Raw genomic sequence first — 25808 nt, forward strand, 5'->3', positions numbered from 1 at the left:
TGAAATTAAAATGAAACACGAATGTCCTAAAGTGCCTGCCCATTGCTTATGAAGGAAGAACCCGCGTGACCCGTGCCACTCGCAACCTGCGCAAGACCCTGGATTCCGTCGCGGAAAATAACGAAACCGCGGCGTTCGACCTGATGCGCGCCGTTGAAAAACTCGGTGATGAAGTTCTGCGCCAGCGCCTGCTCAATACCATTCACCGGCTCAACCAGGATGCCTATGAGTTGCGCGAAGCGCGTGATTCGGTGGAGCAGGTGTCGGTCCGGCTCGCCTGAGCAAGATCGTTCAAGACAAGCCCCTTGTTGCGCTGGCATGCTTGTCGACTGTTTGTCGATGAGCCGTTTCCATGCCTACCGCCTTACCTCATTACGCCTTCGCTCGCGGCGCTATCGCCGTCATTCCCCTGTCCCTGGCCTGTGCGCCGTGGGGACTGCTGGCCGGGTCCATGGCCATCGATGCGCAGTTCAGCCCGTTGGAAGCCCAGGGGTTGTCCGCCATCGTGTTTGCCGGTGCGGCGCAACTGGTCGCCATTGGTATGGTCAAGAGCGGCGCCAGCCTGATCTCCATCGTACTGACCACCTTGCTGCTGACCTCCCAGCATTTGCTCTACGGCATGCACCTGCGTCCAATTGTGTCGCCGCTCAAGACCCGCTGGCGCGTGAGCCTGGGCTTTCTGCTCACCGACGAATTCTTCGCACTGGTCAGCCACTACGACCGTGAGACCTTCAACCGCTGGTATGCGCTGGGTGTGGGGCTGACGTTCTATATCGCCTGGAACCTGTTCACTCTGGCAGGCATCGTGCTCGGCAAGAGCATCCCCGGTCTTGACCAACTCGGCCTGGAGTTTTCCATCGCCGCCACCTTTATCGCGCTGATCACGCCGGTGGTGCGTGACGTCCCCACGGTGGTCTGCGTGGCGGTGTCACTGGTGTTTTCGGTGTGGCTCAGTTTCCTGCATTGGGAATCGGCGGTGGTGGTGTCCGGCGTGCTGGGCATGAGCGCGGGTTATGCCTGCAAGCGACTGGGAGTGGGGCAGCAATGATCTACATCATGATCGTGGCGATGGGCCTGGTGGTCTTTTTCAACCGTTACCTCTTTATTGAGCCGCGCCTGCCGGTGCGCCTCAACCGTGGCGCGCGGGAGTTCCTTGGGTTCGCCGTACCGGGGATGCTCACGGCGATTTGCGGGCCGATCATTTTCCTGGCGGATCATCATCTGAACCTGAGCCCAGCCAACCCGTACCTGCTGGCAGGCATCAGTGCGGTGGCGTTGATGTTCTGGACGCGCAATGTGCTGATGACTGTGCTGCTGAGCATGGCGTTGTTCTATCTGTTTCGCTGGCTGCTCTAAAACCCAGGCGAAAAAAAGCCCGCGGGAGGGCGGGCAGAAGGCAAGCTTCTAAAAATGAGCGTGGCCACTATAGGCGGCGCCTGCACCCTTTACCGTGAAACAAAGTTCATGCAGTCGTCAGTCCGGCTCGCGGCAATGGTACAGTCGCGTTTTTTTCCAATGGAGCAATGGCATGCACAAGGTGGTAATTGGCGCACTGGTACTGGCGGCCCTGGCCGGTTGCGCGGGTTCGAAGATGAAAGAAGCGCGCACCGGTGTGCCTTACAAAACCCTGGCTTCGGACAAGGCCACCCTGGTCGTTGCCGAATGCGTGCAGTTCGGCTGGCAGGACGAAAGCGTGTTCGGCGTTGACGCCGGCGGCTTCAAGGAGCCGATCGGGGCGGGTGGTTTTACTGTCTACACCACCGCAGGCGATTACTTTGTCGACGTGCAGAGCGCAGGCACCGGCTCCACCATCAAGTACTACGCCGCAGAAGACAACATGCCGGCCAAGCGTCGTTTGGCCGCACTCGCGACCTGCCTGTAGTCTGTTGCCTAAGTCGTTTTAGGAAATGCCTGGCACGACAGCAACGACGCATTAGCTTATGATGCACCCGCTCGCCCGACATGATGGCTCTTTACCAGTACACGGACGTCGAGGCCTAAACGTCGGGCGAGCATCCCCTTTGTTCAGCGCGGCATGTAGCCCAGGTGCCAGCGGCGGGGAATTTTCAGGGATATCAGCCCCAGCAATCCCGCCAATACCCCACTGACCAGCAACGCCTTCAAGCCCATCTGCTGCTCCAACAGCGCGCCGATCACTGCGCCCACAAACATTCCGGCCCACGGGATCAACTGCACGCGCCAGCCACTGCGGCGCTCGCCGAGCAGCCAGCGCCCCAGCCCACGACCAAAACGCGAAAGCGCCCCCGTGACATAAGTCAGCCCCACGGGCAGGCCGTTTACCTCTTCCACCGCCGCGTTCAGCATGCCCATCGCAATGATCGCTGCCAGCAGCGCAGCCAGGGTATCCGCGAAAGGCAGCCACGCCGCACCGCACAACAAAGCAGCAATACACAACAGCAAGGGCAGGGCATGGCGACGGCTGAGTCGGCTGACCACCACGCCCAACGCATTGCCCAGCACAAATGTTGCGACTAGCAACAACAAGCGCCCGGTCAGGCCCAAGTCACCCGCGCTGATCGCCACCGCCAGGCGCGTAGTGTTGCCGCTCATGAACGAAACAAAGTCGCCGCTCGCCATGAAGCCGATGGCATCGGTCATGCCCGCCAGCACCGACAGGCTGGCCACCAGCATCAGCCCGACACGGCCGCGCCAGCGCTGTCGATGGGCCAGTGCAGCATTGGCGTAGGGCTTGCGGGGCGAAGGCAGCATAGGGCCGGGTTCCTCGGTGAGATTATCCGGCCACTACGGTAGGACGCTTTCGGCGCGCATGCAATGACCTCAGGCACGCTCCAGGCACCAACCCGCAGGATGCCAGTCCAGGTAGTGCGTGGGCCGGATCGCCTGTACAAATGCCGCGTCATGGGACACCACCAGCATCGCACCGGTAAATCCTTGCAACGCCTGCTCAAAAGCCATCACCGACTCCAGGTCCAGATGGTTGGTTGGCTCGTCCAACAGCAGCAGTTGCGCCGGTACTTCGCGCCACAGGGCGATGGCCATCGCGGCCTTCAAACGCTCACCGCCACTGAGTTGGCCGACGGGTTGGGTCACGCGCAAGGCATCCAGTTGCAACAAGGCCAGGCGTGTGCGCAGTTCGGCTTCGGCCAGTGGTGTGTCGAGCAGGTTGAGCTGTTCGACGAGGGAGCGTTGGTCCTCGAGCAGCGCAAGATGCTGATCGATATAGGCACTGGGCACCTGCACGCTGCATTCGCCGCTGACCATTCGCCATTCTCCCGCCAACACCTTGAGCAGCGTGGACTTGCCGCAACCGTTCGGCCCACGTACAGCCACCCGCACCGGCCCGGCAAGGTGGACGTTCAGGTGCGTCGACGGTAGCCACGGCAAGTGCGCGTCAAGCAGGGACAGCACCTGGCGACCGTTGGGCACGGCCGACGCGGGCAGTGCCAACAGCGTCGGGGTCTCATCCACGACCCGTTCGTAGGCGTCGCGCACCTGGGCATCCAGTTCATGTTTGTGCTGCCAGTGCGCGCTGCGCACGGTGCTGACGATTTCTGTGGCGGCGCCTTTCCAGCGCGCTTTGGTAAAACGGTCGACATTGGCCGTCTCGGCATGTTTGCGCGAACGGGCCGCGTTGCGTTGCAGGCTGTCATGGTCCTTTTGCAGGCGCCGCCGTTCACGACTGCGCGCCAGGCGTGCGTGTTCCAGCGCGGCATGGGCAGCCTGTTGTTCAGCGTCGCGCTGGTGCCGATAGGTCGCGTAGTTGCCGCCATACACGTGGACGCCGAGCGGCGACAGTTCAATGATGCGCGCCATGGCATTGAGCAATTGCCGGTCATGACTGACCACCACCAGGCCGCCACGCCATTCGCCAAGCATGCGCAGCAGCCACATTCGGCCTTCGCTGTCGAGGTGGTTGGTGGGTTCGTCCAACACCAGCAGTTGGGGTGCGGCCAACAGCGCGCCGATAATCACGACTCGCGCCAATTGGCCGCCACTGAGTTGCTCGGCCGGCGTTTGAGCAGTGAGTGTTTCCAGGCCGGCTGTATCCAGGGCGCCGCGCAGTCGCTCAGCCAGGTCCCAGCGGTCGTCGATCAACGCAAGGTCATCGACCTGTGCAACGCCTAGAGCCATGCGTTCAAGGGCTGACAGGATCGGCAGGGTGCCGGTGAGATCAGCCACGGTGTCTCCGGGCGCCACCTCGACGCTCTGCGGTACGTAGGTGACACGGGACGCACCATTGAGCGTGCCGGAGGAAGGCGAGAGCAACCCGGCAATCAGTTTGGCCAGGATACTTTTGCCACGTCCGTTGCGCCTGACAATGCCGGTGGGGGTGTGGTCGATGGACAGGGACACATCATCCAGCAGGGTCTCGCCATTGGCGAACTGGAAGGTTACATGTTGCAGGGAAACAAGCACGGGCAGCCGGTTGACGTCAGTCATCAGCACCTCCAAAAAAATGTCGAACAGGCCAACAAGCGCGCCAGGCGGCTCGTTGCAGGTACATTTTGGAAGGCTTAGTTGTTCACGTCGGCGGTCGTCCCGTGCGTCAGAAGGGAGGCAGAGCCTAACCCGCCTTGGCTTTCTTCGGCAAGTTTTCCGCCAGTTGCTCAAGGAACATCGCCAAGGCCACTTCTTCGGCCTTGAGCCCTTTGCGCAGCCTTGGCTTGGGCAGCTTGGACAGTTCACCCAGGCTGAAATGCTCCAGCACGGCCGGGTGGATGTAGCACTTGCGGCACACCGCCGGGGTATTGCCAAGCTGCTTGGCGACGTCCTTGACCATCGCCACGACATGACGCTTGGCATCGGACTCGGGCTGCCACTCCAATTCCCGCAACACGGCCAGTGCCATGGCGGTGCCGGCCCAGGTGCGGTAGTCCTTGGCGGTGAAGTCTGCACCGGTGAGGCTGTGCAGGTATTCATTCACGTCCTGGGAGCTGACGGTGTGCCGCTCACCGTCTTCGTCCAGGTACTGGAACAGGTTCTGCCCCGGCAATTCCAGGCAGCGTTTGACCACCGTGGCCAGGCGCCGGTCCTTGACGCTGATCTGGTGCTCGACGCCGCTCTTGCCGCGGAACTGGAACTGGATCTCGCTGCCCTTTACATCCACGTGGCGGGTGCGCAGGGTGGTCAGCCCGTAGGATTTGTTGTCGCGCGCATATTGGGTGTTGCCGACGCGGATCAGCGTGGCATCCAGCAGCATCACCACCGTGGCCAAGACTTTGTCACGGGTGAAGCCGGGCTCGGCGATTTTCGCTTCAAGCTGTTTACGCAATTTCGGCAGGGCGTTGCCGAACTCCTGCAGGCGCGAGTATTTGTCGCTGTCGCGCACCTCGCGCCAACGCGCGTGATAGCGGTACTGCTTGCGCCCACGTGCGTCGCGACCCGTGGCTTGCAAGTGGCCACGCGGGTCGGCGCAGATCCACACGTCGGTGTAGGCGGGAGGGACCGCCAAGGCGTTAAGGCGCTTGATCTCATCGGCGTCGGTGATGCGCACGCCCTTGGGGTCGAAGTACTGGAACTTGCCGCGCACCGTCTTGCGGCGGATGCCGGGCTGGGTGTCGTCAACGTAATGCAGGTCGCGGGGCAGCGCAGAGTCGGACATGAGGCGGGTTCCTTGGCAACAAATCAGGCCGGTATGTCTGATTGACCGCAGCCGTTTGCGGTCGTGCCAAAAGGTTGTTCACGCCAGCACGGCGACCGCCTTGATCTGCGCCCATAGCGTCTGGCCAGGGTGCAATTGCAGTTGGTCGCGGGAGAAACGCGTGATGCGTGCCAGCAACGGCGTGCCACTGGCGTCCAGGCGCACCAGCACATGCGCACTGTTGTCCGCCGAGATCTCCTGGGTGACCGTCACCGGCAGGCGGTTGAGGATGCTGCTGTGCTCCTCGGCTTGCAGACTGAGGCTGACATCACGCGCCTGCACCTTGATGCGCAGGGCCTTGCCGAGTGCCAGCGGAGCATGGGCGACGCGCATGTGCAGGGCACTGGCAGGCAATTGCAGGGTGAGCAACTGGTAGTGTTCGTCGTAGGCGCTCACCGTGCCGTTGATGACCACACCCGCGTCGTCGCCCAGGGCCATGGGCAGGTCGAGCCGCGCCAGGGTTTCGCCGATGGGGCCGCTGGCCAGGGCCTTGCCATCGCTGAGCAGCACGATGTGATCGGCCAGGCGTGCCACTTCATCCTGGGCATGGCTGACATACAGCACCGGGATGTCCAGCTCATCGTGCAGGCGTTCGAGGTACGGCAGGATCTCGCCCTTGCGCTTGCTGTCGAGGGCTGCCAGGGGCTCGTCCATCAACAACAAGCTCGGGCTGGTGAGCAGCGCGCGGGCGATGCCGATGCGCTGGCGCTCGCCGCCGGAAAGGTGCTGGGGATGGCGGTCGAGCAGGTGGCCAATGCCCAATAATTCGGTGGCTTGTGCCATGTCCACACGGCGCTGTTGGCGCGCAATGCGCTTGAGGCCGAACTCCAGGTTGGCCCGCACCGACAGATGCGGGAACAGGCTAGCCTCTTGAAACACATACCCCAGCGCACGTTTATGCGCAGGCACAAACACGCCCTGGCGGCTGTCTTGCCAGACTTCATCGTTGATCTGGATAAAGCCGTCCACGGCCCGCTCCAGGCCAGCGATACAGCGCAGGCAGGTGGTCTTGCCGGAGCCGGAATGCCCATACAGCGCGGTCACGCCGCGCCCAGGCAGGTGCAGGTCCACATCGAGGGCGAAGCCCGAATAGGTGAGGTGCAGGCGTACATCAATCATCGACATCAGCTCCAGCCCATCTTGGTTTTACGGCTGGAGTAGAGCGCCAGCAACACCAGGAACGCGAACACCACCATGGCGCCGGCGAGCCAATGGGCCTGGGCATATTCCATGGCTTCCACATGGTCGTAGATCTGTACGGACACCACCCGGGTTTTGTCCGGGATATTGCCGCCGATCATCAGCACCACGCCGAACTCACCGACGGTGTGCGCAAAACCCAGGATGGAAGCGGTGATAAACCCTGGCCGCGCCAGCGGCAGGATTACGCTGAAAAAGGTATCCCACGGGTTGGCGCGCAAGGTCGCGGCCACTTCCAGCGGGCGTGTGCCGATGGCGGAGAAGGCGTTTTGCAACGGCTGCACCACAAACGGCATGGAATAGATCACCGAGCCAATCACCAGCCCGGCGAAGCTGAAGGTGAGGGTGCCCAGGCCCAGCCATTGGGTGAACTGGCCGAAGTAGCCATTGGGGCCCATGGTCAACAGCAGGTAGAAGCCGATCACCGTGGGCGGCAACACCAACGGCAAGGCGACGACCGCGCCGATGGGGCCGCGCCACCAGGAACGGGTGCGCGACAGCCACAGGGCAATCGGAGTACCGATGACCAGCAGGATGACGGTGGTCAGTGAGGCCAGTTTGATGGTCAACCAGATAGCCGAAAAATCGGCACTCGATAACGGCATTTACTGGGCCAGCTCGTAACCGTAGGACTTGATAACAGCCGCGGCTTTAGGACCTTTCAGGTACTCGACCAAGGCTTTGGCAGCCGCGCTGTCCTTGCCCTTGTTGAGGATCACCGCGTCTTGTTTGATCGGGTCGTGCATCGAGGCTGGGACAACCCACGCCGAACCGCTGGTGACCTTGCCATCCTTGTAGATCTGCGACAAGGCGACAAAGCCCAGCTCGGCGTTGCCGGTGGACACGAACTGGTAGGCCTGGGTGATGTTCTGGCCTTCGACGATCTTGTCCTTGACCTTCTCGGTCAGCCCCTCCTTGGCCAACACCTGGGTGGCGGCGAGGCCGTAAGGCGCGGCTTTGGGGTTGGCGATCGACAGGTGCTTGTAGTCGTTTTTCTTCAGCACTTCGCCTTTGGCGTCGACGTAACCTTCTTTGGCCGACCACAGTGCCAGCGTGCCGACGGCGTAGGTGAAGCGCGACCCCTTGACGGTGTCGCCTTCGGTTTCGAGTTTTTGCGGGGTGGTGTCGTCGGCGCTCAGGAACACCTCGAACGGCGCGCCGTTCTTGATCTGGGTGTAGAACTGGCCGGTGGCACCGTAGGCAGCGACCAGTTTATGGCCGGTGTCTTTTTCGAAGTCGGCGGCAATCGCCTGGATCGGTGCGGTGAAGTTGGCGGCCACGGCCACCTGGACTTCATCGGCATGCGCCGAACCAAAGGCCAGGGCAGCGATCAGGATGGCCAGGCGTGAGGCGTGAATCTTCATGAAGCAGCTCCTTTGAGGCTATACGGCTCGTTCTAGGTAGAAGGCTCAACCGCTATGTATGGGAATATATAGCGGTTGGCCATTGCCGGTACAGTGCAAAGTTGCCTTGGGTAAGGGTTCTAGTTGAACTTGGCCAGCGCCTGTTCGGCCAGTTCACGTGTCAGTTCATAGGTGCTGATGTCTTTGCCCAGGCGCAGTGCCTGGCCGGACCACAGGTTGCTGAAGCCCGCTTCGTCCTTGGCCTTGAGCGGGATCAGCGCGCCTCCGGAGGTCGGGAAGGCGGGCGCAGCAGGGTTGATCGCACCCAGTTCACGCATCACCCGGTTGACGATGCCCCGCGCCGGGCGACCGGTGAACAGGTTGGTCAACGCGGTCTCGCTGGCCTGGGCATGCCGCAGCGCGTAGTGGTGGGACGCAGTGACGTTGGCTTCGGGCGTAAACAAGTAAGCCGTACCGATCTGTACCGCCGAGGCACCCAAGGCAAAGGCCGCGACAATCCCGCGTGCATCCCCGATCCCACCGGCCGCAACCACCGGTACGCTGACGGCGTCGACGACTTGCGGCAGCAGGGCGAACAAGCCGATCTGGGTGTTGAGGTCATCGCTAAGAAACAAGCCGCGATGCCCGCCCGCTTCACTGCCCATGGCGATGATTGCATCGCAGCCGTGCTGTTCCAGCCAGACGGCTTCTTCCACCGTAGTGGCCGAAGACAGCACTTTGGCCCCGGTGGCCTTTACCCGGTCCAGCAGGGATTTTTCCGGCAAGCCAAAGTGAAAGCTGACGACCTCGGGGCGGAATGCTTCGACTACCTGGCACGCTGCTTCGTTGAACGGTTCACGGTTGGACACCGGGGTTGGCGCGTCATAGTCGGCACCCAGTTCGCGGTAGTAGGGTTCCAGCAACGCCTTCCAACGTCGATCGCGCGCGGCATCCGGCGCGGGCGGTTGATGGCAGAAGAAATTGACGTTGATCGGGCGTGGGCTGGCCTGGCGGATGGTGGTCAGCGCGTCGCGCAGTTGCTCGATGCTCAGCGCCGCGGCCGGCAATGAGCCCAGCGCGCCCGCCTGGTTGGCGGCAATGACCATGGCGGTGGTGGTGCCGACGGCCATGGGGGCCTGGATGATCGGCACGTCAATGCCCAGCAGGTCGAGAAGGCGGGTGTCTGGCCAGGTGCTCATGGGTTGCTTCTCCAGCGTTAATGAGGCTTTTCGCTGTTTTAACAGGGCCCTCGGCACCCGGCCAGTCTGTTTTATTCACTGGACGAAAGCGTGGTTTCGTGGTGTGCCATCAATGGATGGCGTTGCCGAGAACCGCGTGTATCCGCTCGGCGATATGGGCCGCGTGGGTTTCCAGGGCGAAGTGGCCGGTGTCCAGCAGTTCCACGACAGCGTTGGGGTTGTCGGTTTTATAGGCATGGGCACCCGGCGGGATAAAGAACGGATCATTCTGGCCCCAGATCACCAGTGTCGGCACTTGCCTGGCCTTGAAGAAGGCCTGGAACGCCGGGTACAGCGTCAGGTTGTTGCGGTAGTCGAGAAACAGGTCCAACTGGATCTCATCGTTGCCGGGACGCTGCATGAGCAGTACATCGAGCATGTAGGATTCCGGGGCCACCCACTCGGGCTGATGCACGCCGTGCAGGTACTGGTAGCGCGTGCCTTCCAGGCTGATCACGGCGTTGCGGATCGCCTCTCGGTTGGCCTGGCTCGGCTCGGCCCAATAGGCGCGGATCGGTGCCCAGGCATCCCCCAGGCCTTCCAGGTAGGCATTGCCATTCTGCGACACCAGCGCGCTGACCCGTTCCGGGTGAGCCACGGCCAGGCGCAGACCCACAGGCGCGCCGTAGTCGAAGACATACAGGGCGTAGCGGCTCAGTTCCAGCGCATCGACAAAATGCCCAATCGTGATTGCCAGGTTATCGAAGCTGTAGTGGTAATCGCGCTCGGCCGGCACTTCGGTAAAACCGAAGCCAGGCAAGTCCGGGGCGATCACTCGAAAACGCGTGGCCAGCAGCGGAATCAGGTCACGGTACATATGCGAAGAGCTGGGGAAGCCGTGCAGCAACAACATGACCGGAGCCGACGGATCGCCAGCCTCGCGGTAAAACAGGCGTACGCCGTCCACATCGACGTGGCGGTAATGAACGATGGGAGCTGGAGTGGTCATGATCAGAGCGTCTCTGTAACTGGATTGGATTGATTTAAGGGTTACTGTTTTCAAAAGCTGCGCTTAAAAAAGTAACCTGTCAAATAATTTATTCAGGTTAGCTTGTTGTCGTGTGTAACTACCCAATAAGTGAAATAGCGGTTACGATGCCAGCGCTCACCAGAGGATTGACCATGACTGTTTCCCCGCCGACTACCGCCCCCTCGGAACCCTACGTCCTCGCCGATGACCCGGTGCTGGATATGCTCAATACCCTGGCGAATATCGACGGGGTGCCGTGGGATTTCTGGCAAGCCGATGCTGACGTAGCCGCCTGGTTGACGCGCGTGGAATGGGTTGAACAGGACAGCATTCCAGGATTTGAACCCGGTGCTTTACTCAGCGCTGCGCGAGAACTGCGTGAAGTAATCCGCGACCTTGTTGCTGCCCGTAAAGCCCAACAACCGGGCAACCCTGCGGCGCTTAACGCCTTCTTACGCAAGGCCGTCAGCCATCCGCAGTTGGTCTGGCCGGCCACTGAGGCGCCCCGGCTCGAGCGTCAACGCAAGCAGCAAACAGCGGAGCAGTTCCTGGCGCCGATCGCCGAGGCTGCCGCCACGTTAGTGGTGGAGGGGGATTTCAATCTGATCCGCCGCTGCGAGCATCCGGAATGCATCTTGTGGTTTTATGATCGGACCAAGGCCCACAAGCGTCGCTGGTGCAGCATGGCGCTGTGTGGCAATCGGCATAAGGTCGCTGAGTTTCGTAAACGCAAACTGAAGCTCTAAGCGAGAGGGCTTTGCAGAACACCCAGAAGCAGTACGTCGAGGCAATCCGTACCTGGCGCTGATCCACATCGGTATCCGTTAGGTCTTCGACGCCTGCTCGCGGGCGAGCAACTGCTGCTTGCGTTCCACACCCCAGCGATAGCCCGACAGCTCGCCATTGCTGCGCACTACGCGGTGGCAGGGGATTGCCACTGCCAGGCTGTTGGCGCCACAGGCCTGGGCCACGGCACGGAAAGACGTCGGCGCGCCGATGCGCTTGGCGATCTGTGCGTAGCTGGCCGTGCTCCCCGGTGGAATATCCCGCAAGGCTTGCCAAACGCGTTCCTGAAACGCCGTGCCGCGCAGGTCCAGCGGCAGGTCCAGGCCGAGCGCCGGCGCTTCGATAAACCCCACGACCTGTGCCACCAATTGTTCGAATCGCTGGTCGGCGCCCACCAGTTCGGCCTTGGGAAACTGATCCTGCAGGTCGCGCACCAACTGATCCGGGTCATCCCCCAGTAGAATCGCGCACACGCCACGGGCGCTTTGTGCCACCAGGATCGCACCCAGGGAGCACTGCCCGACGGCGAACAGGATCGCGTTGTTGGTGCCACCGGCCTTGTAGTCGCTGGGCGTCATGCCGAGCAGTTGATTGGCCGACGCATAAAAGCGGCTGTTGGAATTGAAGCCCGCGTCATACAGCGCATCGGTCACCGAGTGCGAAGCCTTGAGGCTATCGCGCACCTTGCGTGAGCGATGGGCGCTGGCGTAGCCCTTGGGGGTCAGGCCGGTAACGGCTTTGAACACGCGATGAAAATGGAAGGGGCTGAGGTTGGCTTGCAGCGCAAGCGCATTCAGGCTGGGCGGAGTGTCGGCCTGCTCGATATGGCGACAGGCGTCGGCCACCAGTTGCGCATGCTGTGCTGCGAGCTGGGTCTGGTCACCGGCCGCGCGTTTGCTGGCGCGGTAGCCCGCAGCTTCGGCCTGCGCCGGGGTGTCGAAAAATTCGATATTTTCCGGGCGCGGCAAGCGCGAGGCACTGCTGGGGCGACAGTACACGCCGGTGGTCTTCACGCCGTAGACGAACAGCGTATCAGCCTTGGGATCACGGGCGAGGATGGCTGCCCAGCGGGGGTCTAGTTCGGTAGTCATGGTCGGCACTCTTGACGGATCATGGCCAGATTAGTCGTGCCGTGAAGACCTGGCACTCTGAAGCTTGCGGTCAAATCAGCCGGCGGTGCGAAAGGTCAGGTTGATGCGTTGCGGGCCCATGATCGGGTGCACGCCTTCCTTGATCGGCATCACGCCGTGAAAGCGCAGGCGATCCACGCCACCCCAGACCACCACGTCGCCATGGAACAGCGAGACTTTGCGCGTCTTGTCACTGCGCGCATGCCCGCCAAACAGGAAAATCGCCGGCAAGCCGAGGGACACCGACACCACCGGTTCGCTGTAGCGACGCTCGTTCTTGTCCTGGTGCAGGGACATTTTTGCGCCTGGCACATATCGGTTGATCAGGCAGGCGTCGGGCGCAAAGTCGACAAAGCCGGCTTCTGCCGCCGCCACGCTAGCCAATTGGCGCAAGACCTCCGGCATGTTCGGCCACGGCTGCTGGGTGCGCGGGTCGAGTGGCGAGTAGCGGTAGCCGGAGGTGTCGGTGGTCCAGCCCAGGTCGCCGCAGCTGCTTAATGCGGCCGACATGGTAAAGCCACCGGGCGTGACCATCTGCCGAAACGGTGATTGAGCCAGCACTTGGCGCAGTTCCGGCAGAAGGCGCTCAATCCAGGGCAGGGCGTAACCCCTTAATACGTAGGACTGTTCGCCGATTTGCTCGCGCCCTGCAGGTTGCTGCAAGGCATCATCGGCGAACAGGTCGGCGGTGGGGCCAGGCATTGGCTTACAGCGCCTTGCTCACGGTGATGTCGGTGATTTCGTCACTGGCATCGTGAATCTTTGCCAGCGCTTGCTTGGCTTCTTCTACGTCATTGGTCTGAAGTTGGGCGAACTCAAAGCGGCGTTCGCCGTTGAGCTTGTACTTGATCACGTATTTGGTGGTAACGGTCACGATGATTTCCTGTGGGGTGTTCGGGTCAGCTCAGTTTGGAACTGGTACGGCGAACAATGCGGATCTTGTGGGACAGCGCGGGTTTGCGGGTCACGCTGATGGCGCGACGTGTAACCACATCCAGGGTGATGTTCCAGAAGCCGGTGCTCGGTGCGGTGATTTTGGCCGGGAATTTGTCAAAGGCGCCGCCATGGTAGGTGTGGCGGCCGCCGTTCTTGAAGCTGCGAAAATTCGCATCGCTCATCAGGCGGATATTACAAGTCTGCGAACATTCGATGACGACAATGTCTCCCTCGTTGAGGTGCTCGCGCTGGTGGATAAATTTCATGAGGGTGTCTCCAGAAGGGCTTTTTCTGAAAAATCAGAACGATACGTAGGTTAAGATGGAGTTTATCAGCCCCAGCGCGTTTATTATCGGCCCGTCTTCAACGACGTCGACAATTTAAAACAGTTATTTACCGAGTTATCAGGGATAAATCCTACGTTGGCGGGAGAAAAATACCATTCCTGCTGTCGTAGGGTCTTTATCGGAGGTTTTGTATGAAGTGGAGTGTGTTGGTTCTGGCCCTGGCGATTGGTGGGTGTGCTTCGGTTGCAGATATCAAGCAGACCCCGCCGACCTTGGCGGTCATTTCCGGGAAGAAACCACAGGAATACGCTGCGTGCGTCGTACGAAAGTTGTCCGCAACCCGCCGGCCGCCGCAGATCGAACCGCATAAGGACGGTGGCGTGCAGGTAATCGTACCGCAAAAATTCTCAGCCGATCCTTCGGCGATTTTCGAAATTGATGAACGTTCCAGTGGTAGCAGCATTAAACTCTACGAGAGCATGTCCAATGTGCCGATTCGTCCGGGTGACGTGAAGAAGGCTGGCGAAGACTGTATTTCCGGCTGACAAGGCCTGTTTGACCCAACGACTTCGAATCCGATAAAAAGTCTGGTTCCGCATGTGTGGAACCGGGCTTTTTTTGTTGGTGTAAAGTGCGCCGGCTTTGCGATCCGATCAGCAGAAGACGTGCCGGTACGGTAGGGCATCCGTTAAACTCTCACCCAATATGTAAAAATGCCGCGCGAACTCTCGGTTTGTGCGGCATTTGTCTTTTTTGGGAAGTCTTTTATGAAGCGTGAACACGTCAGGGCTCGCCAGGCCGAAGGCCAGATATCGGCCACTCACATCATCCAGAACCCCGCTGACCTGAGCGAATGGATCGTCTTCTTCAAGAAAAGCGGCGGTCGCAGTTTTTTCCTGGTGGACGATCAGGACGAAGTCGAGTCGTTCCCGCGCCTGGATGGCCTGGTAGAGACCATCCGAGGGCTGGGCATCAAGTTTGCCGATATTCAGCTGTAGGCGTAACGCTTACTTGCAGACCACCACCACACTGCGGCTCTTGAAGTTGCCGACGTCCTGGCCCAGGGTCTTTTCACTTTCCTTGAGCGAAGGCGTGCCTTCGGTGCCGACGATACGGTAGCCAGTGCCCGCACACGAGGCGTCAGCCTTTTCGTAGCAGCTGGCCCAGGAGTTGGCTTCGCCCGAGCAGTCGATGGTCAGGCCTTGTTCACCGTTTTTCAGGTAGACGTCAGAGGTGGTGGTGCAGCCGGCAATCGCCAGTACCGCAGTCAGTGCCAGAATCTTGTTCATGTGTATTCATCATAAAGGGTGTTGGAGGGGCGCTGACACTGTCGTGGGGCGTTTCGGCGAGATTATAGCGAACTGCCATCTACGTACAGGCAAACACAAAAAAGCCCCGTTCATCGGGGCTTTTTGCACAGTGCGCTGAAGCTTACTTGCCCTTGGGCCGCTTGCTCGACGCATGGCCTGCTTCGTCCACGAACACTTCAGCCACGGCGATAGCCTGGCTTTCTGTCGCGAATGCGCCTGCGACGCTGTCGCCGTGGAAATTGATCAAGTGCCAACCGTCCGCTCGCTTGGTGATCAGGTAGCCGTTCACGCCTTTTGGTTCTGACATCTATCAAGTATCTCGTGGTTTGGTTCAAGGCCCTAATGATAGCGCCAAATGTCGCGGGGCCGCGCAAGTTATTCCAGGTCAGTGTTCTGGGCCTGAAAGCGTGTTAAAAAGCTTGCAGACCTTGGAAATACTGAGGTGCAGGCATTTTTTGCCGTGTCATTGATAAACCGCTGTGCAACTTGAGCGGAACTTACGCCGACATTTTTTCTCTATGATGACATCGCAACGCCAGCAGGACCCATTGTAAGGTGACTGCGGCCTGATTAGACTGCGCCGAATTCCGTACGCACAGCCCTTTGTAAGGACCCATATGATCAAGAAATGCTTGTTCCCAGCAGCCGGTTACGGCACTCGCTTCTTGCCAGCGACCAAGGCCATGCCCAAAGAGATGCTGCCGGTGGTGAACAAGCCACTGATTCAGTACGGCGTCGAAGAGGCACTGGATGCCGGTCTGAACGAAATCTCCATCGTGACCGGTCGCGGTAAGCGCGCGCTGGAAGACCACTTCGACATCAGCTACGAGCTGGAAAACCAGATCAAGGGCACCGACAAGGAAAAATACCTGGTCGGTATCCGCAAACTGCTCGACGAGTGCTCGTTTTCCTACACCCGTCAGACCCAGATGAAAGGCCTCGGCCACGCCATCCTGACCGGTCGCCCACTGATCGGCGACGAGCCGTTCGCCGTGGTCCTGGCGGATGACTTGTGTGTCAACCTGGAAGGCGACGGTGTGCTGACCCAGATGGTCAAGCTCTACCAGAAATACCGCTGCACCATCGTTGCTGTGATGGAAGTGAACCCGACCGAAACCAACAAGTACGGCGTTATTGCCGGTGACGACATTGGTGATGGCCTGATCCGCGTACGTGACATGGTTGAAAAACCGGCACCGGAAGACGCACCTTCGAACCTGGCGATCATCGGTCGTTACATCCTGACCCCGGATATCTTCAAGTTGATCGAAGAAACCGAGCCAGGCAAAGGCGGCGAGATCCAGATCACCGACGCCTTGCTCAAGCAAGCCAAAGACGGTTGCGTCATTGCCTACAAGTTCAAGGGCCAGCGTTTCGACTGCGGCGGCGCTGAAGGCTACATCGAGGCGACCAACTTCTGCTACGAGCATTTCTACAAGACCGGCAAGGCTTACTGATCCACGGTGTAAGCGGCCTGTTCCAAAAAAGCCACCTTCGGGTGGCTTTTTCGTTTTTCAGCCCCATGTAAGTCGGTATGCTGATGTCCTGCCGAGGAGAGTGAAATGGCCTACGATTTTGACCTGTATGTAATTGGCGCCGGTTCTGGCGGTGTTCGTGCGGCGCGTTTTGCCGCAGGCTTTGGTGCCAAGGTGGCCGTTGCGGAAAGCCGCTACCTGGGTGGCACCTGCGTCAACGTTGGTTGCGTGCCGAAAAAGCTGCTGGTGTACGGCGCACATTTTGCCGAAGACTTTGAGCAAGCCAGCGGTTTTGGTTGGTCGCTGGGCGAGGCGAATTTTGATTGGCCCACCCTGATCGCCAACAAGGACCGCGAGATCAACCGTCTCAATGGCATCTACCGCAACCTCCTGGTCAACAGCGGTGTGACCCTGCATGAAGGCCATGCACGCCTGGTTGATCCGCATCAGGTCGAGATCAATGGCGAGCGTTTCACTGCCAAGCACATCCTGATCGCTACGGGTGGCTGGCCACAGATTCCAGAGATTCCAGGGCGTGAACACGCGATTGGTTCCAATGAAGCATTCTTCCTCAAGGAGCTGCCTAAGCGCGTGCTGGTTGTCGGCGGTGGTTATATTGCCGTCGAGTTCGCCGGGATCTTCCACGGCCTGGGTGCACAGACAACCCTGCTGTATCGCGGCGATCTGTTCCTGCGCGGCTTCGACGGCTCGGTGCGCACGCACCTGAAGGAAGAGCTGACCAAGCGCGGCCTGGACCTGCAATTCAATGCCGACATCGAGCGCATCGACAAGCAAGCCGACGGCAGCCTCAAGGCGACGTTGAAAGACGGCCGCGTGCTGGAAGCCGACTGTGTATTCTATGCCACCGGGCGTCGTCCGATGCTGGATAACTTGGGATTGGAGAACACCGGCGTCAAACTCGACAAGCGCGGCTTCGTTGAGGTGGATGACCAGTACCAGACCGCCGATTCATCCATCCTGGCCATCGGTGATGTGATCGGTCGTGTGCAGCTGACACCGGTTGCCCTGGCTGAAGGCATGGCCGTGGCGCGTCGGCTGTTCAAACCCGAACAGTATCGCCCGGTGGACTACGCGATGATCCCGACGGCGGTGTTCAGCCTGCCGAACATCGGCACCGTGGGGTTGACCGAGGAAGACGCGAAAGAGAAGGGCCACCGGGTGCAGATCTTTGAGAGCCGTTTCCGGCCAATGAAGCTGACGCTGACCGAGTGCCAGGAAAAAACCCTGATGAAGCTGGTGGTCGACGCCGACACCGACAAAGTGCTGGGTTGCCACATGGTGGGGCCGGACGCAGGTGAAATCGTGCAAGGCCTGGCGATCGCGCTCAAGGCGGGCGCGACCAAGCAGCATTTCGATGAAACCATCGGCGTGCACCCCACGGCGGCGGAAGAGTTCGTCACCATGCGCACGCCCGTGGCAGGCTGATCAGCCGTTGGGGCTTGCCTCTGGGGCCGTTGCAACGGCGGCCGCCAGACGCAATGCCTCGATACTGGCCTGGGCCTTGATCAACTGCAGTTCCAGGTTCTTGTTGTTGCGCTGGTGTTCGGTCAGTGCTTCCTGGCGTGACTGGCTTTCCAGCACGGCCACCCGTAGGCGTTCCTGAAGCAAGGTGCGCTCGCTGTCTATCAGACCGACCTGTTCGCTCAGCTTGAGTTGCTGGGCCTGATCCTTGCGGGACTGTTCCTGCAAGGCGGCCAACTCCTTCGCTGTCACCCGATGCTCGATCAACAGGCGCTCATTGTCGCGATGCAGTTGGGTGATCTCATCCTGACGCACCATGGCGCTTTGTTGTGCCTGGCGCAATTCGGCCTGGACCTGCTGCAACTGGCCTTCGTGGCGGCGCTGTTCCTGCTCGCGCTGCTCCTTGATCGCTGTACGGTAGTGCTCCAGGGCCTCCCGGGCGTGCAAGTGCTTTTCTTCCAGCGAACGAATCTGTTCGTCCTTGTCGTTGATCCGTAATTCGTAATCGCTGCATGCCTGGCTCAGCCCGGCGTTACGGGTTTGCTCGGCCTGCAGGCTGGTGCTGGCGGTTTGCAGAGCGGCGCTTTCTTCAGCCAGGGCTGCGGCCTGGATATCAAACTGTTGCTTGAGCTGGCCATGAGCGTCTTCAAGCGCCTCTATCTGGGCGAGCAGGGCGGCTTTTTGCTGTTCGAACTGTGCCAGGGCCAAGTCAATTGGCTCTTGGGCCTTGTCTTTCAAGCGCTGTGCCAGGCGTGCGACCAGTTCGCCGAGCTCATCGTCGATGGGCGCCTCAGTGATGGTGGCGCGGGTTTCGCTGTCGTCCAGCTCCTTCAAATAGCGGTGAATCGTGGTTTTTGAACCGGTGTTGCCCATTTCGATGCGTACAGCGTCGATGCTGGGGTATTCGCCACGGGCGAGGATCGCCAGGCGTGCCGTTTGAACTACTGCTTTATTGATGCCGCCGCGAGCCATGGGGTCTCCGTCGATTTCGTAGTGTGGTACGTGGTATGTATATACGTACTGTAACACGAATAAAAACCTGTTTAAATTCATCATTTAACAGATGGGATATTGGCGTATTATCCCGTGTCATACGCGTTTAATCCGCGAAAGCACCTGCCAGCAGTACGAATAGGCCTCCCATGAGCGATCTGGACCGTTACCTCAATGCCGCCACCCGCGATAACACCCGGCGTAGCTATCGCGCAGCCATCGAGCACTTCGAAGTGAGTTGGGGCGGGTTCCTGCCCGCGACCAGCGACAGCGTGGCGCGGTACCTGGTTGCTCACGCCGAGGTCCTGGCCGTGAACACCTTGAAGCTGCGGCTCTCGGCGTTGGCGCAGTGGCACACGAGCCAGGGGTTTCCCGACCCGACCAAGGCGCCGGTGGTGCGCAAGGTGCTCAAGGGTATTCGTGCTGTGCACCCGGCTCAGGAGAAGCAGGCCGAGCCTTTGCAGCTCAAGCATCTGGAGCAAGTGGTGACGTCTCTTGAGAGAGAGGCGAAAGAGGCGGCGCAGGCACAGAATCAGGCTCGGCTGCTGCGCGCCAAGCGCGACACAGCTTTGATCCTGCTGGGTTTCTGGCGCGGCTTTCGCAGCGATGAGCTGTGCCGCCTCGAGATCGAACAGGTGCAGGCGACGCCCGGTGCCGGTATCAGCCTGTACCTACCACGCAGTAAAAGCGACCGCGACAACCTCGGCAAGACCTACCACACCCCGGCGTTGCTGCGCTTGTGCCCGGTACAGGCCTACAGCGAATGGCTCAGCGCCTCGGCGCTGGTGCGCGGCCCGGTGTTTCGTGGCGTTGATCGCTGGGGCAATCTGGGGGAGGAGGGCCTGCACCCCAACAGCATCATCCCGCTGCTGCGCCAGGCGCTGGAGCGCGCCGGCATACCCGCCGAGCAATACACCAGCCACTCACTGCGTCGCGGCTTTGCCACCTGGGCCCATCGCAGCGGCTGGGATATCAAGTCGTTGATGAGTTACGTCGGCTGGAGCGACATGAAATCTGCCATGCGCTATGTTGAAGCGACGCCCTTTCTGGGCATGACCTTGGCAACCCAGCCGCTGCTTTGAGATTTCTTCTATTAATACAGTCACCTGATAGGGAAAACCAATCGTCAGCATGAGGTTTGCCAATGAGCCATCGGCCGAGAGAGTGGGTAGGATTCACTTCATCAACTTCTTCACCCCTTTTACAAACCTGACGGAGAGTCAACGATGCCTATCATCAACAGCCAAGTAAAACCGTTCAAAGCTACCGCCTACAAAAACGGCAACTTCGTAGATGTGTCCGACGCTGACCTGAAAGGCAAGTGGTCCGTTGTGTTCTTCTACCCAGCCGACTTCACCTTCGTTTGCCCAACCGAGCTGGAAGACCTGGCTGACAACTACGCCGAATTCCAGAAGCTGGGCGTCGAAATCTATAGCGTTTCCACCGACACTCACTTTGCCCACGCTGCCTGGCACAACACTTCGCCAGCCATCGGCAAGATCCAGTACACCATGATCGGCGACCCAACCCTGACCATCTCCCGCAACTTCGACGTACTGATCGAAGAAGCTGGCCTGGCTGACCGCGGTACTTTCGTGATCAACCCAGAAGGTCAGATCAAGATCGTTGAACTGAACGACGGCGGTGTTGGCCGTGACGCTTCCGAGCTGCTGCGCAAAATCAAGGCCGCTCAATACGTCGCTGCCCACCCAGGCGAAGTGTGCCCAGCCAAGTGGAAAGAAGGCGAAGCCACCCTGGCTCCGTCCCTGGACCTGGTCGGCAAGATCTAAGTCTGTGAAGTCTCAAGGGCGGAAATCCGCACTTAAGTAAGCTGCATCCGCCCCCAAAAACGCCCGGGCGAGATTCGCTCGGGCGTTTTTTTGTCTGCAATAAACCGAATTAATAGGAAATCGCCCGTATGTTGGACGCCAATCTTAAAGCTCAGTTGAAGTCATACCTGGAACGGGTCACCCAGCCGATCGAGATCGTCGCCTCCCTCGACGACGGTGCGAAATCCCAGGAAATGCTTGCCCTTTTGCAGGACGTTGTCAGCCTCACTACGCTGATTACCCTGAAAACCGATGGCGATGATGCGCGCAAGCCTTCGTTCTCCATCAATCGCCCGGGTGCCGATATCAGCCTGCGTTTTGCCGGCATCCCCATGGGCCATGAATTCACTTCGCTGGTGCTGGCCCTGCTGCAAGTCGGTGGCCACCCGTCGAAGGCCAGTGTCGAAGTGATTGAACAGATTCGCGCCCTCAAAGGCGAGTTCAGCTTCGAGACCTACTTCTCGCTGTCCTGCCAGAACTGCCCGGACGTGGTCCAGGCGCTGAACCTGATGGCCGTGCTCAACCCGAACATCCGCCACGTCGCCATCGACGGCGCGCTGTTCCAGGCTGAAGTCGACGAACGCCAGATCATGGCGGTGCCAAGCGTGTACCTCAATGGTGTGAACTTCGGCCAGGGCCGCATGGGCCTGGAAGAAATCCTCGCCAAGCTCGACACCAGCGGTATCGAAAAAGCCGCCGAGAAAATCAGCGCCAAGGACGCCTTTGATGTCCTCGTCGTCGGCGGTGGCCCAGCCGGTTCGGCGGCGGCGATCTACGCGGCACGTAAAGGTATCCGTACCGGTGTCGCTGCCGAGCGTTTCGGTGGGCAAGTGCTGGACACCATGTCCATTGAGAACTTTATCTCGGTTCAGGAAACCGAAGGCCCGAAACTGGCCAGCGCCCTGGAAGCCCACGTACGCCAGTACGACGTGGACATCATGAACCTGCAGCGCGCCAGCAGCCTGATCCCGGCGAAAAACACCGGTGACCTGCACGAAATTCGCTTCGAAAGCGGTGCGACCCTCAAGTCCAAGACTGTGATCCTGGCTACCGGCGCCCGCTGGAGAGAAATGGGTGTGCCGGGCGAGCAGGAATACAAGGCCAAGGGCGTGTGCTTCTGCCCGCACTGCGACGGTCCGTTGTTCAAAGGCAAGCGTGTCGCGGTGATCGGCGGCGGTAACTCCGGCGTTGAGGCGGCCATCGACCTGGCTGGTATCGTCAGCCACGTTACCTTGCTCGAGTTCGACAGCAAATTGCGCGCCGACGCCGTGTTGCAGCGCAAGCTCTACAGCCTGCCGAACGTTGACGTGATCACCAGCGCGCTGACCAGCGAAGTGAAAGGCGATGGCCAGAAAGTCACTGGCCTGGCGTACAAGGACCGCGACAGTGGCGAGTTCAAGACCCTCGACCTGGAAGGCATCTTTGTGCAGATCGGCTTGCTGCCTAACACCGACTGGCTCAAAGGTACCGTGGAGCTGACCCCGCGCGGCGAGATCATTGTCGATGCGCGTGGCGAGACATCACTGCCAGGCGTGTTTGCCGCCGGTGACGTCACGACAGTGCCGTACAAGCAGATCGTGATCGCGGTGGGCGAGGGCGCCAAGGCCTCCCTGAGTGCTTTCGATCACTTGATCCGCACCTCCGCCCCGGCCTAAACCCAGGGCCCCGGAAATGAAAAAGCCCCATGAGTGATCATGGGGCTTTTTTCGTTACAGCGGTGCGGGCTGGATTATCTCGACCCAGTACGCATCCGGGTCCTTGATGAAGGCCAGGCTTTTCATGCGGCCGTCGGTCAGGCGCTTCTGGAAATCACAGCCCAAGGCTTCGAAACGTTCACAGGCTGCGACGATATCCGGCACGGAGATGCAGATGTGGCCAAAGCCACGCGGGTCGGTATTGCCGTTGTGGTAGGCAAAGTCGGCGTCGTTTTCGGTGCCGTGGTTGTGGGTCAGTTCCAGGATGCCTGGGATCGACTTCATCCATTGGGTCCGTTCGGCGGCGTCAGCGGGAATCTGGGATTTGTCCACCAGGGCCAGGAAGTACAGGCTGAATTCAGCTTCTGGGAAATCACGTTTTTCGACCAGCGAAAAGCCCAGGACGCGCGTGTAGAAGTCCAGCGATTTGGTGATGTCCTTGACCCGCAGCATGGTGTGGTTGAACACGAAGTTGGCGGTGGCGGTGTCAGGTTGGGCAGTGACGCCCGGGAAAGTGTTCAGTTCGTGCAGGCTCATGGGCCCTCCAGAAAAAATGGGGCAAACGCGGCTCTAAGATGTGAGCGGTTCCTTGGCTTGCGGCTGGCATCCGTGCAGCCGGACCATGATACGCAAGGCTCGCCCCATGCGCCAAATGAAAAAGCCCACGCAGGCCTTGCGACACAGGGCGACCGGGGGCCAAACTTTAATGCTTGGACCTTGGGTGTTTTTCGTGATGATTGAACTTCGCAAACGGCTGTTGAGTACGGTGTGTCTGTTGTTGGCCAGCCCCTTATTGATGGCGGCCGACCCCGAAATCCATTGGCCCAGCGGTTGGCAAGTCGAAGAAGTCGTGCCCGACGACAAGGCGCCGGTAACACCACAGCCGGTGTCTCGGCAGCGGGCGATCAAGAATGATGAAAACGGCGCGACCTTGATGGTTATCGAATTGACCGGCACACCGATTGAAGCGGGGCATAAGGTTAATCTGCAGGGGGTATTGCTGGAGATGCGCAAGTCGATCCAGAAAGATTTTGCCCAGGGCGGTTATCAAAGTGTGTGCAGCAAGATGCACCCTACAACACTGAGCCGTCTTGACGCGCTGGAAACTACTTGCGTGATTACCGAAAACGGGCGCCACGTAATTTCGCAAACATTGGTGGGCGCGGTGGATGCCGATAAGGCTTATGTTTTTTCATACGCAGGCCAGGCTGATGCTTACGAAGCCAGCAAGGACGAAGTCAGTTCAGTGCGCGACAGCCTGAAACTTTAAGTGTGGCGTGCGCGTCGGTTTTGAACATAATGAAACGTTATTTTAGTTCGATTTCGAACCCTTGAATAAAAAAGCCCCGCATAAGCGGGGCTCTTTATTAGTGCGATGCAATCAGCCGCGAAGCCAGGAGTCTACAGTGGCGGCGCCGTACTGTTCTTTCCAGGCCTTGAGGCCGCGATGGTTGCCGCCTTTGGTTTCGATCAGCTCACCGGTGTGCGGGTTTTGGTAAACCTTGACCACGCGTGCACGGCGCTGTTTTGGTGCGGTAGCGGCAGCGGCGCTGGACTTGCCCGGGTTGGGGTCAAGAATGGAAATGATGTCGCGCAGGCCTTTGCCATAGGTCTTCATCAGGGCTTGAAGCTTTTCTTCGAATTCGATTTCTTTCTTCAGGCCGGCGTCGTTCTTCAGGGATTCCAGCTGGGCAAGCTGCTCTTGAAGGGCTTTTTCTGCTGCGCGAAATTCGGCGAGTCTGGACAAAATCTGTACTCCAATAGTGTATTTGGCTGATATCAACTGCAGACAAAGCTATAAGCCAAGCGCTTTAAGGCGACCCACAAAAGAAGTCGTCTCGCGAGTTCTGCACAGGCAGGAAAAATTGTAGTAGTTAATGCGCTACGAGTAAATCATGTCTTTTGTCTAAATAACATTCTTTCCACACAGGTAGTACGTGGCTATTCAATGGCTGGCCAGTGATTTAATAAATTCATCACAGGGTAGAGGCTTTCCGAAGAGGTAGCCCTGGAGAAAATCCACGCCTTGTGCGGCCAGGTATTCACACTGTTCAGCGGTTTCCACACCTTCGGCAACGATGCCCAAGTCGAGCTTGCCGGACAGTTCTATGATGCTGTCCAGAATATGCCGTGATAGTGCGTCGGCACCGATCATGGCGACAAAACTCTGGTCGATCTTCAAATAGTCCACATTGAAGTTACGCAAGTAGCCCAGGCTGGAATGGCCAGTACCAAAGTCATCAATGGCAATCATCACCCCCAGCTGATGCAAGGCGTCGAACAGGCGGCGGGTGATATCCGTAGGCTCGATCAGCTCGCGTTCGGTCAACTCCAGCACCAGGGTCACCTGGCCCACGGCAAAGGCGGCAAGAAACTCCCGGCAGTCATCTACCAACGCCAGATCCTGGCAGTGCCGTGCGGTGATGTTCACGCCGATGTGGAAGCCAGGGCTGAAACGTGCCGCATGCGGCGCCAGTTGCGCAGCGGTCTGGCGCAGCAGCGCCCGGGTCATCGGCACAATAAGGCCGGAATGTTCGGCCAGGGGGATAAACAAGTCGGGGCGCACCAGGCCCTCCTTGGGATGTTGCCAGCGCATCAGTACTTCGCATCCCGCCCACTCACGGGTGTCACCTCGCACGACTGGCTGGAAATACGGAATAAATTCATTGGCGCCCAGCGCGCGCTGAAGCTCATGGGTCGGTGCCGAAGAGCGCTTCTGCAGCCAATGCGCAAGCACGCCTGCCAGCACGCCAAAGAACAGCACCAGGCTGAACAGCGCCGGGTATCGGGCCTGCATGTAGCGCCACACCTCGCCGGCCGGCATGCCGGCCTCGACACTGTAGTGATAGCGTTCGGAGGCTAGCTGGTGATGGGCCACGGCAAACACCGGCACGGCGGTGTCACGCACCTTGCCGTCGCCGCTTAGCCAGTTTGGACCCACTTGCAATACCAGGTGGGCATAACGGCTGATCAGGCGCAGGGCGTTGGTCAGGTGGTAACCATCAATCGACGCAAAGGCGGCCTTGTCACCGTCCACCAGCCGGTAAACCAGCAGCGCGGTATCGGGCGTTACCGGGTTGCCGTTCATCAACCATAAGCGACCATCCACGTAGTCGTCCGGGTTGACCGGTGATTCGTAGTTACTGCCAAACAGTGAGCTGCAGTAGATGTTTTTCTGCCAGGACAAGGTGGTCGCACGCACGAACGGCCGCCGCGTGACTTGTTCGCGCAGGGCCAATTGTGCACCGTTATCACAGGGCTGCCCCGCCAACGGCAGCAAGGCCTGGGCGGCGAGGGCGGTGTTGTCGAGCATCAGGTCGAATTGGCGCACCGCCTCCTGGGCGGTCTGCGCCGTGCTTTGTTCCAGTGTGCGTTCAGCCTGCCAATGCAGAATGACCAACCCGAGCGCGATCGGCAGCAACGCGCTGAGCGACGTAATCAAGTAACGAGTGGCGCGTTTACGCGGGCCGTTGACGGTCAGGGGCATGAAGGGCACGGCCTGTTGCAGGGAT

Annotated in this window: 31 protein-coding genes; 13 read left to right on the forward strand and 18 right to left on the reverse strand. The window is 59.8% G+C overall.

The window, feature by feature from the left end:
* Positions 1-65 precede the first annotated feature (65 nt).
* The 4 genes from CWC48_RS25295 to CWC48_RS25310 all read left to right on the forward strand — a co-directional run bounded on the left by CWC48_RS25295 (position 66) and on the right by CWC48_RS25310 (position 1882).
* A complete protein-coding gene (locus CWC48_RS25295; RefSeq protein ID WP_005788169.1) occupies positions 66-281 on the forward strand; it encodes a hypothetical protein in 216 nt (71 codons plus the stop codon).
* Between the two features lie 71 nt (positions 282-352).
* On the forward strand, positions 353-1048 hold the full coding sequence (locus CWC48_RS25300; RefSeq protein WP_100490605.1) for an AzlC family ABC transporter permease: 696 nt from the start codon (positions 353-355) through the stop codon (positions 1046-1048).
* On the forward strand, positions 1045-1356 hold the full coding sequence (locus tag CWC48_RS25305; RefSeq protein ID WP_034105135.1) for an AzlD domain-containing protein: 312 nt from the start codon (positions 1045-1047) through the stop codon (positions 1354-1356). The genes CWC48_RS25300 and CWC48_RS25305 overlap by 4 nt, the downstream gene beginning before the upstream one ends.
* Before the next feature lie 172 nt (positions 1357-1528).
* Positions 1529-1882 carry a hypothetical protein gene (locus CWC48_RS25310; protein WP_078048547.1) on the forward strand — a complete coding sequence of 118 codons (354 nt, stop codon included), beginning with the start codon at positions 1529-1531 and terminating at the stop codon, positions 1880-1882.
* Between the two features lie 143 nt (positions 1883-2025).
* On the opposite strand, the gene CWC48_RS25315 is transcribed toward CWC48_RS25310, so the two are convergent.
* From CWC48_RS25315 to CWC48_RS25350, 8 genes are all read right to left on the reverse strand, one after another.
* Positions 2026-2730, reverse strand: a complete 705-nt coding sequence (locus CWC48_RS25315; RefSeq protein WP_078048546.1) for a YoaK family protein — start codon at positions 2728-2730, stop codon at positions 2026-2028.
* Positions 2731-2799: 69 nt separating this feature from the next.
* Entirely contained in the window at positions 2800-4422 is a 1623-nt protein-coding gene (locus CWC48_RS25320; RefSeq protein WP_100490606.1) for an ABC-F family ATP-binding cassette domain-containing protein, read from the reverse strand.
* Positions 4423-4546: 124 nt separating this feature from the next.
* A complete protein-coding gene (locus tag CWC48_RS25325; protein WP_099492108.1) occupies positions 4547-5584 on the reverse strand; it encodes a DNA topoisomerase IB in 1038 nt (345 codons plus the stop codon).
* Between the two features lie 78 nt (positions 5585-5662).
* Complete coding sequence (gene modC, locus CWC48_RS25330) at positions 5663-6742, reverse strand: molybdenum ABC transporter ATP-binding protein (RefSeq protein WP_100492460.1); 1080 nt, start codon at positions 6740-6742, stop codon at positions 5663-5665.
* 5 nt (positions 6743-6747) lie between these two features.
* Complete coding sequence (gene modB, locus CWC48_RS25335; RefSeq protein ID WP_046034197.1) at positions 6748-7428, reverse strand: molybdate ABC transporter permease subunit; 681 nt, start codon at positions 7426-7428, stop codon at positions 6748-6750.
* A complete protein-coding gene (gene modA / locus CWC48_RS25340) occupies positions 7429-8187 on the reverse strand; it encodes a molybdate ABC transporter substrate-binding protein (protein WP_100490607.1) in 759 nt (252 codons plus the stop codon).
* A 119-nt stretch (positions 8188-8306) separates the two neighbouring features.
* Positions 8307-9365: a nitronate monooxygenase family protein gene (locus CWC48_RS25345; RefSeq protein WP_078048542.1), complete on the reverse strand. Its 1059-nt coding sequence runs from the start codon at positions 9363-9365 to the stop codon at positions 8307-8309.
* A 109-nt stretch (positions 9366-9474) separates the two neighbouring features.
* Entirely contained in the window at positions 9475-10353 is an 879-nt protein-coding gene (locus CWC48_RS25350) for an alpha/beta fold hydrolase (protein ID WP_100490608.1), read from the reverse strand.
* A 173-nt stretch (positions 10354-10526) separates the two neighbouring features.
* On the opposite strand from CWC48_RS25350, the gene CWC48_RS25355 reads away from it, so the two are divergent.
* The gene (locus CWC48_RS25355) at positions 10527-11120 is read left to right on the forward strand and encodes an ABATE domain-containing protein (RefSeq protein ID WP_100490609.1); all 594 of its coding nucleotides are present in this window, start codon (positions 10527-10529) and stop codon (positions 11118-11120) included.
* Between the two features lie 78 nt (positions 11121-11198).
* Here the strand turns inward: CWC48_RS25355 and ada are convergent, their stop codons facing one another.
* The 4 genes from ada to CWC48_RS25370 form a co-directional block, all read right to left on the reverse strand.
* A complete protein-coding gene (gene ada / locus CWC48_RS25360) occupies positions 11199-12251 on the reverse strand; it encodes a bifunctional DNA-binding transcriptional regulator/O6-methylguanine-DNA methyltransferase Ada (RefSeq protein ID WP_078048539.1) in 1053 nt (350 codons plus the stop codon).
* A 75-nt stretch (positions 12252-12326) separates the two neighbouring features.
* Positions 12327-12992 carry a DNA oxidative demethylase AlkB gene (alkB, locus tag CWC48_RS25365; protein WP_099492103.1) on the reverse strand — a complete coding sequence of 222 codons (666 nt, stop codon included), beginning with the start codon at positions 12990-12992 and terminating at the stop codon, positions 12327-12329.
* Positions 12993-12996: 4 nt separating this feature from the next.
* Positions 12997-13164 carry a hypothetical protein gene (locus CWC48_RS30425; RefSeq protein ID WP_177409454.1) on the reverse strand — a complete coding sequence of 56 codons (168 nt, stop codon included), beginning with the start codon at positions 13162-13164 and terminating at the stop codon, positions 12997-12999.
* 25 nt (positions 13165-13189) lie between these two features.
* The gene (locus CWC48_RS25370) at positions 13190-13492 is read right to left on the reverse strand and encodes a DUF1883 domain-containing protein (protein ID WP_003191319.1); all 303 of its coding nucleotides are present in this window, start codon (positions 13490-13492) and stop codon (positions 13190-13192) included.
* Between the two features lie 212 nt (positions 13493-13704).
* On the opposite strand from CWC48_RS25370, the gene CWC48_RS25375 reads away from it, so the two are divergent.
* Entirely contained in the window at positions 13705-14058 is a 354-nt protein-coding gene (locus CWC48_RS25375) for a hypothetical protein (RefSeq protein WP_099492101.1), read from the forward strand.
* 222 nt (positions 14059-14280) lie between these two features.
* Positions 14281-14511 (forward strand): hypothetical protein, encoded by a 231-nt coding sequence (locus tag CWC48_RS25380; RefSeq protein ID WP_100490610.1) that lies wholly within the window; start codon positions 14281-14283, stop codon positions 14509-14511.
* Between the two features lie 9 nt (positions 14512-14520).
* Here CWC48_RS25380 and CWC48_RS25385 read toward each other — a convergent pair whose 3' ends face one another.
* Positions 14521-14802 (reverse strand): hypothetical protein, encoded by a 282-nt coding sequence (locus tag CWC48_RS25385; RefSeq protein ID WP_078048535.1) that lies wholly within the window; start codon positions 14800-14802, stop codon positions 14521-14523.
* A 142-nt stretch (positions 14803-14944) separates the two neighbouring features.
* The gene (locus CWC48_RS25390) at positions 14945-15130 is read right to left on the reverse strand and encodes a hypothetical protein (protein ID WP_029294643.1); all 186 of its coding nucleotides are present in this window, start codon (positions 15128-15130) and stop codon (positions 14945-14947) included.
* Positions 15131-15440: 310 nt separating this feature from the next.
* On the opposite strand from CWC48_RS25390, the gene galU reads away from it, so the two are divergent.
* Both galU and gorA read left to right on the forward strand, forming a co-directional pair.
* Positions 15441-16280 (forward strand): UTP--glucose-1-phosphate uridylyltransferase GalU, encoded by an 840-nt coding sequence (gene galU, locus CWC48_RS25395; RefSeq protein ID WP_003173830.1) that lies wholly within the window; start codon positions 15441-15443, stop codon positions 16278-16280.
* A 105-nt stretch (positions 16281-16385) separates the two neighbouring features.
* Positions 16386-17744, forward strand: a complete 1359-nt coding sequence (gene gorA / locus CWC48_RS25400) for a glutathione-disulfide reductase (protein ID WP_078048534.1) — start codon at positions 16386-16388, stop codon at positions 17742-17744.
* Here gorA and CWC48_RS25405 read toward each other — a convergent pair whose 3' ends face one another.
* A complete protein-coding gene (locus CWC48_RS25405) occupies positions 17745-18752 on the reverse strand; it encodes a DNA-binding protein (protein WP_100490611.1) in 1008 nt (335 codons plus the stop codon). It abuts the gene before it with no gap.
* A 170-nt stretch (positions 18753-18922) separates the two neighbouring features.
* Between CWC48_RS25405 and CWC48_RS25410 the strand changes: the two genes are divergently transcribed.
* The 3 genes from CWC48_RS25410 (at position 18923) to ahpF (ending at position 22257) form a co-directional block, all read left to right on the forward strand.
* Positions 18923-19855 carry a site-specific integrase gene (locus CWC48_RS25410; protein ID WP_100490612.1) on the forward strand — a complete coding sequence of 311 codons (933 nt, stop codon included), beginning with the start codon at positions 18923-18925 and terminating at the stop codon, positions 19853-19855.
* 144 nt (positions 19856-19999) lie between these two features.
* Positions 20000-20563, forward strand: coding sequence for an alkyl hydroperoxide reductase subunit C (ahpC, locus tag CWC48_RS25415; RefSeq protein WP_010210361.1), 564 nt, complete (start codon positions 20000-20002; stop codon positions 20561-20563).
* 128 nt (positions 20564-20691) lie between these two features.
* On the forward strand, positions 20692-22257 hold the full coding sequence (ahpF, locus tag CWC48_RS25420) for an alkyl hydroperoxide reductase subunit F (RefSeq protein ID WP_078048531.1): 1566 nt from the start codon (positions 20692-20694) through the stop codon (positions 22255-22257).
* A gap of 54 nt (positions 22258-22311) precedes the next feature.
* Here ahpF and gloA read toward each other — a convergent pair whose 3' ends face one another.
* Positions 22312-22833 carry a lactoylglutathione lyase gene (gene gloA / locus CWC48_RS25425; RefSeq protein ID WP_025856006.1) on the reverse strand — a complete coding sequence of 174 codons (522 nt, stop codon included), beginning with the start codon at positions 22831-22833 and terminating at the stop codon, positions 22312-22314.
* A gap of 196 nt (positions 22834-23029) precedes the next feature.
* Here gloA and CWC48_RS25430 point away from each other — a divergent pair, with 196 nt between their 5' ends.
* On the forward strand, positions 23030-23566 hold the full coding sequence (locus CWC48_RS25430) for a DUF4946 domain-containing protein (protein ID WP_078050926.1): 537 nt from the start codon (positions 23030-23032) through the stop codon (positions 23564-23566).
* A gap of 111 nt (positions 23567-23677) precedes the next feature.
* On the opposite strand, the gene CWC48_RS25435 is transcribed toward CWC48_RS25430, so the two are convergent.
* Positions 23678-24043, reverse strand: coding sequence for a histone-like nucleoid-structuring protein, MvaT/MvaU family (locus tag CWC48_RS25435; protein WP_049713271.1), 366 nt, complete (start codon positions 24041-24043; stop codon positions 23678-23680).
* Between the two features lie 198 nt (positions 24044-24241).
* On the reverse strand, positions 24242-25783 hold the full coding sequence (locus CWC48_RS25440) for an EAL domain-containing protein (protein ID WP_100490613.1): 1542 nt from the start codon (positions 25781-25783) through the stop codon (positions 24242-24244).
* Positions 25784-25808: the final 25 nt, after the last annotated feature.

It is taken from the genome of Pseudomonas sp. S10E 269, assembly GCF_002798465.1.
GTDB lineage: Bacteria > Pseudomonadota > Gammaproteobacteria > Pseudomonadales > Pseudomonadaceae > Aquipseudomonas > Aquipseudomonas pergaminensis.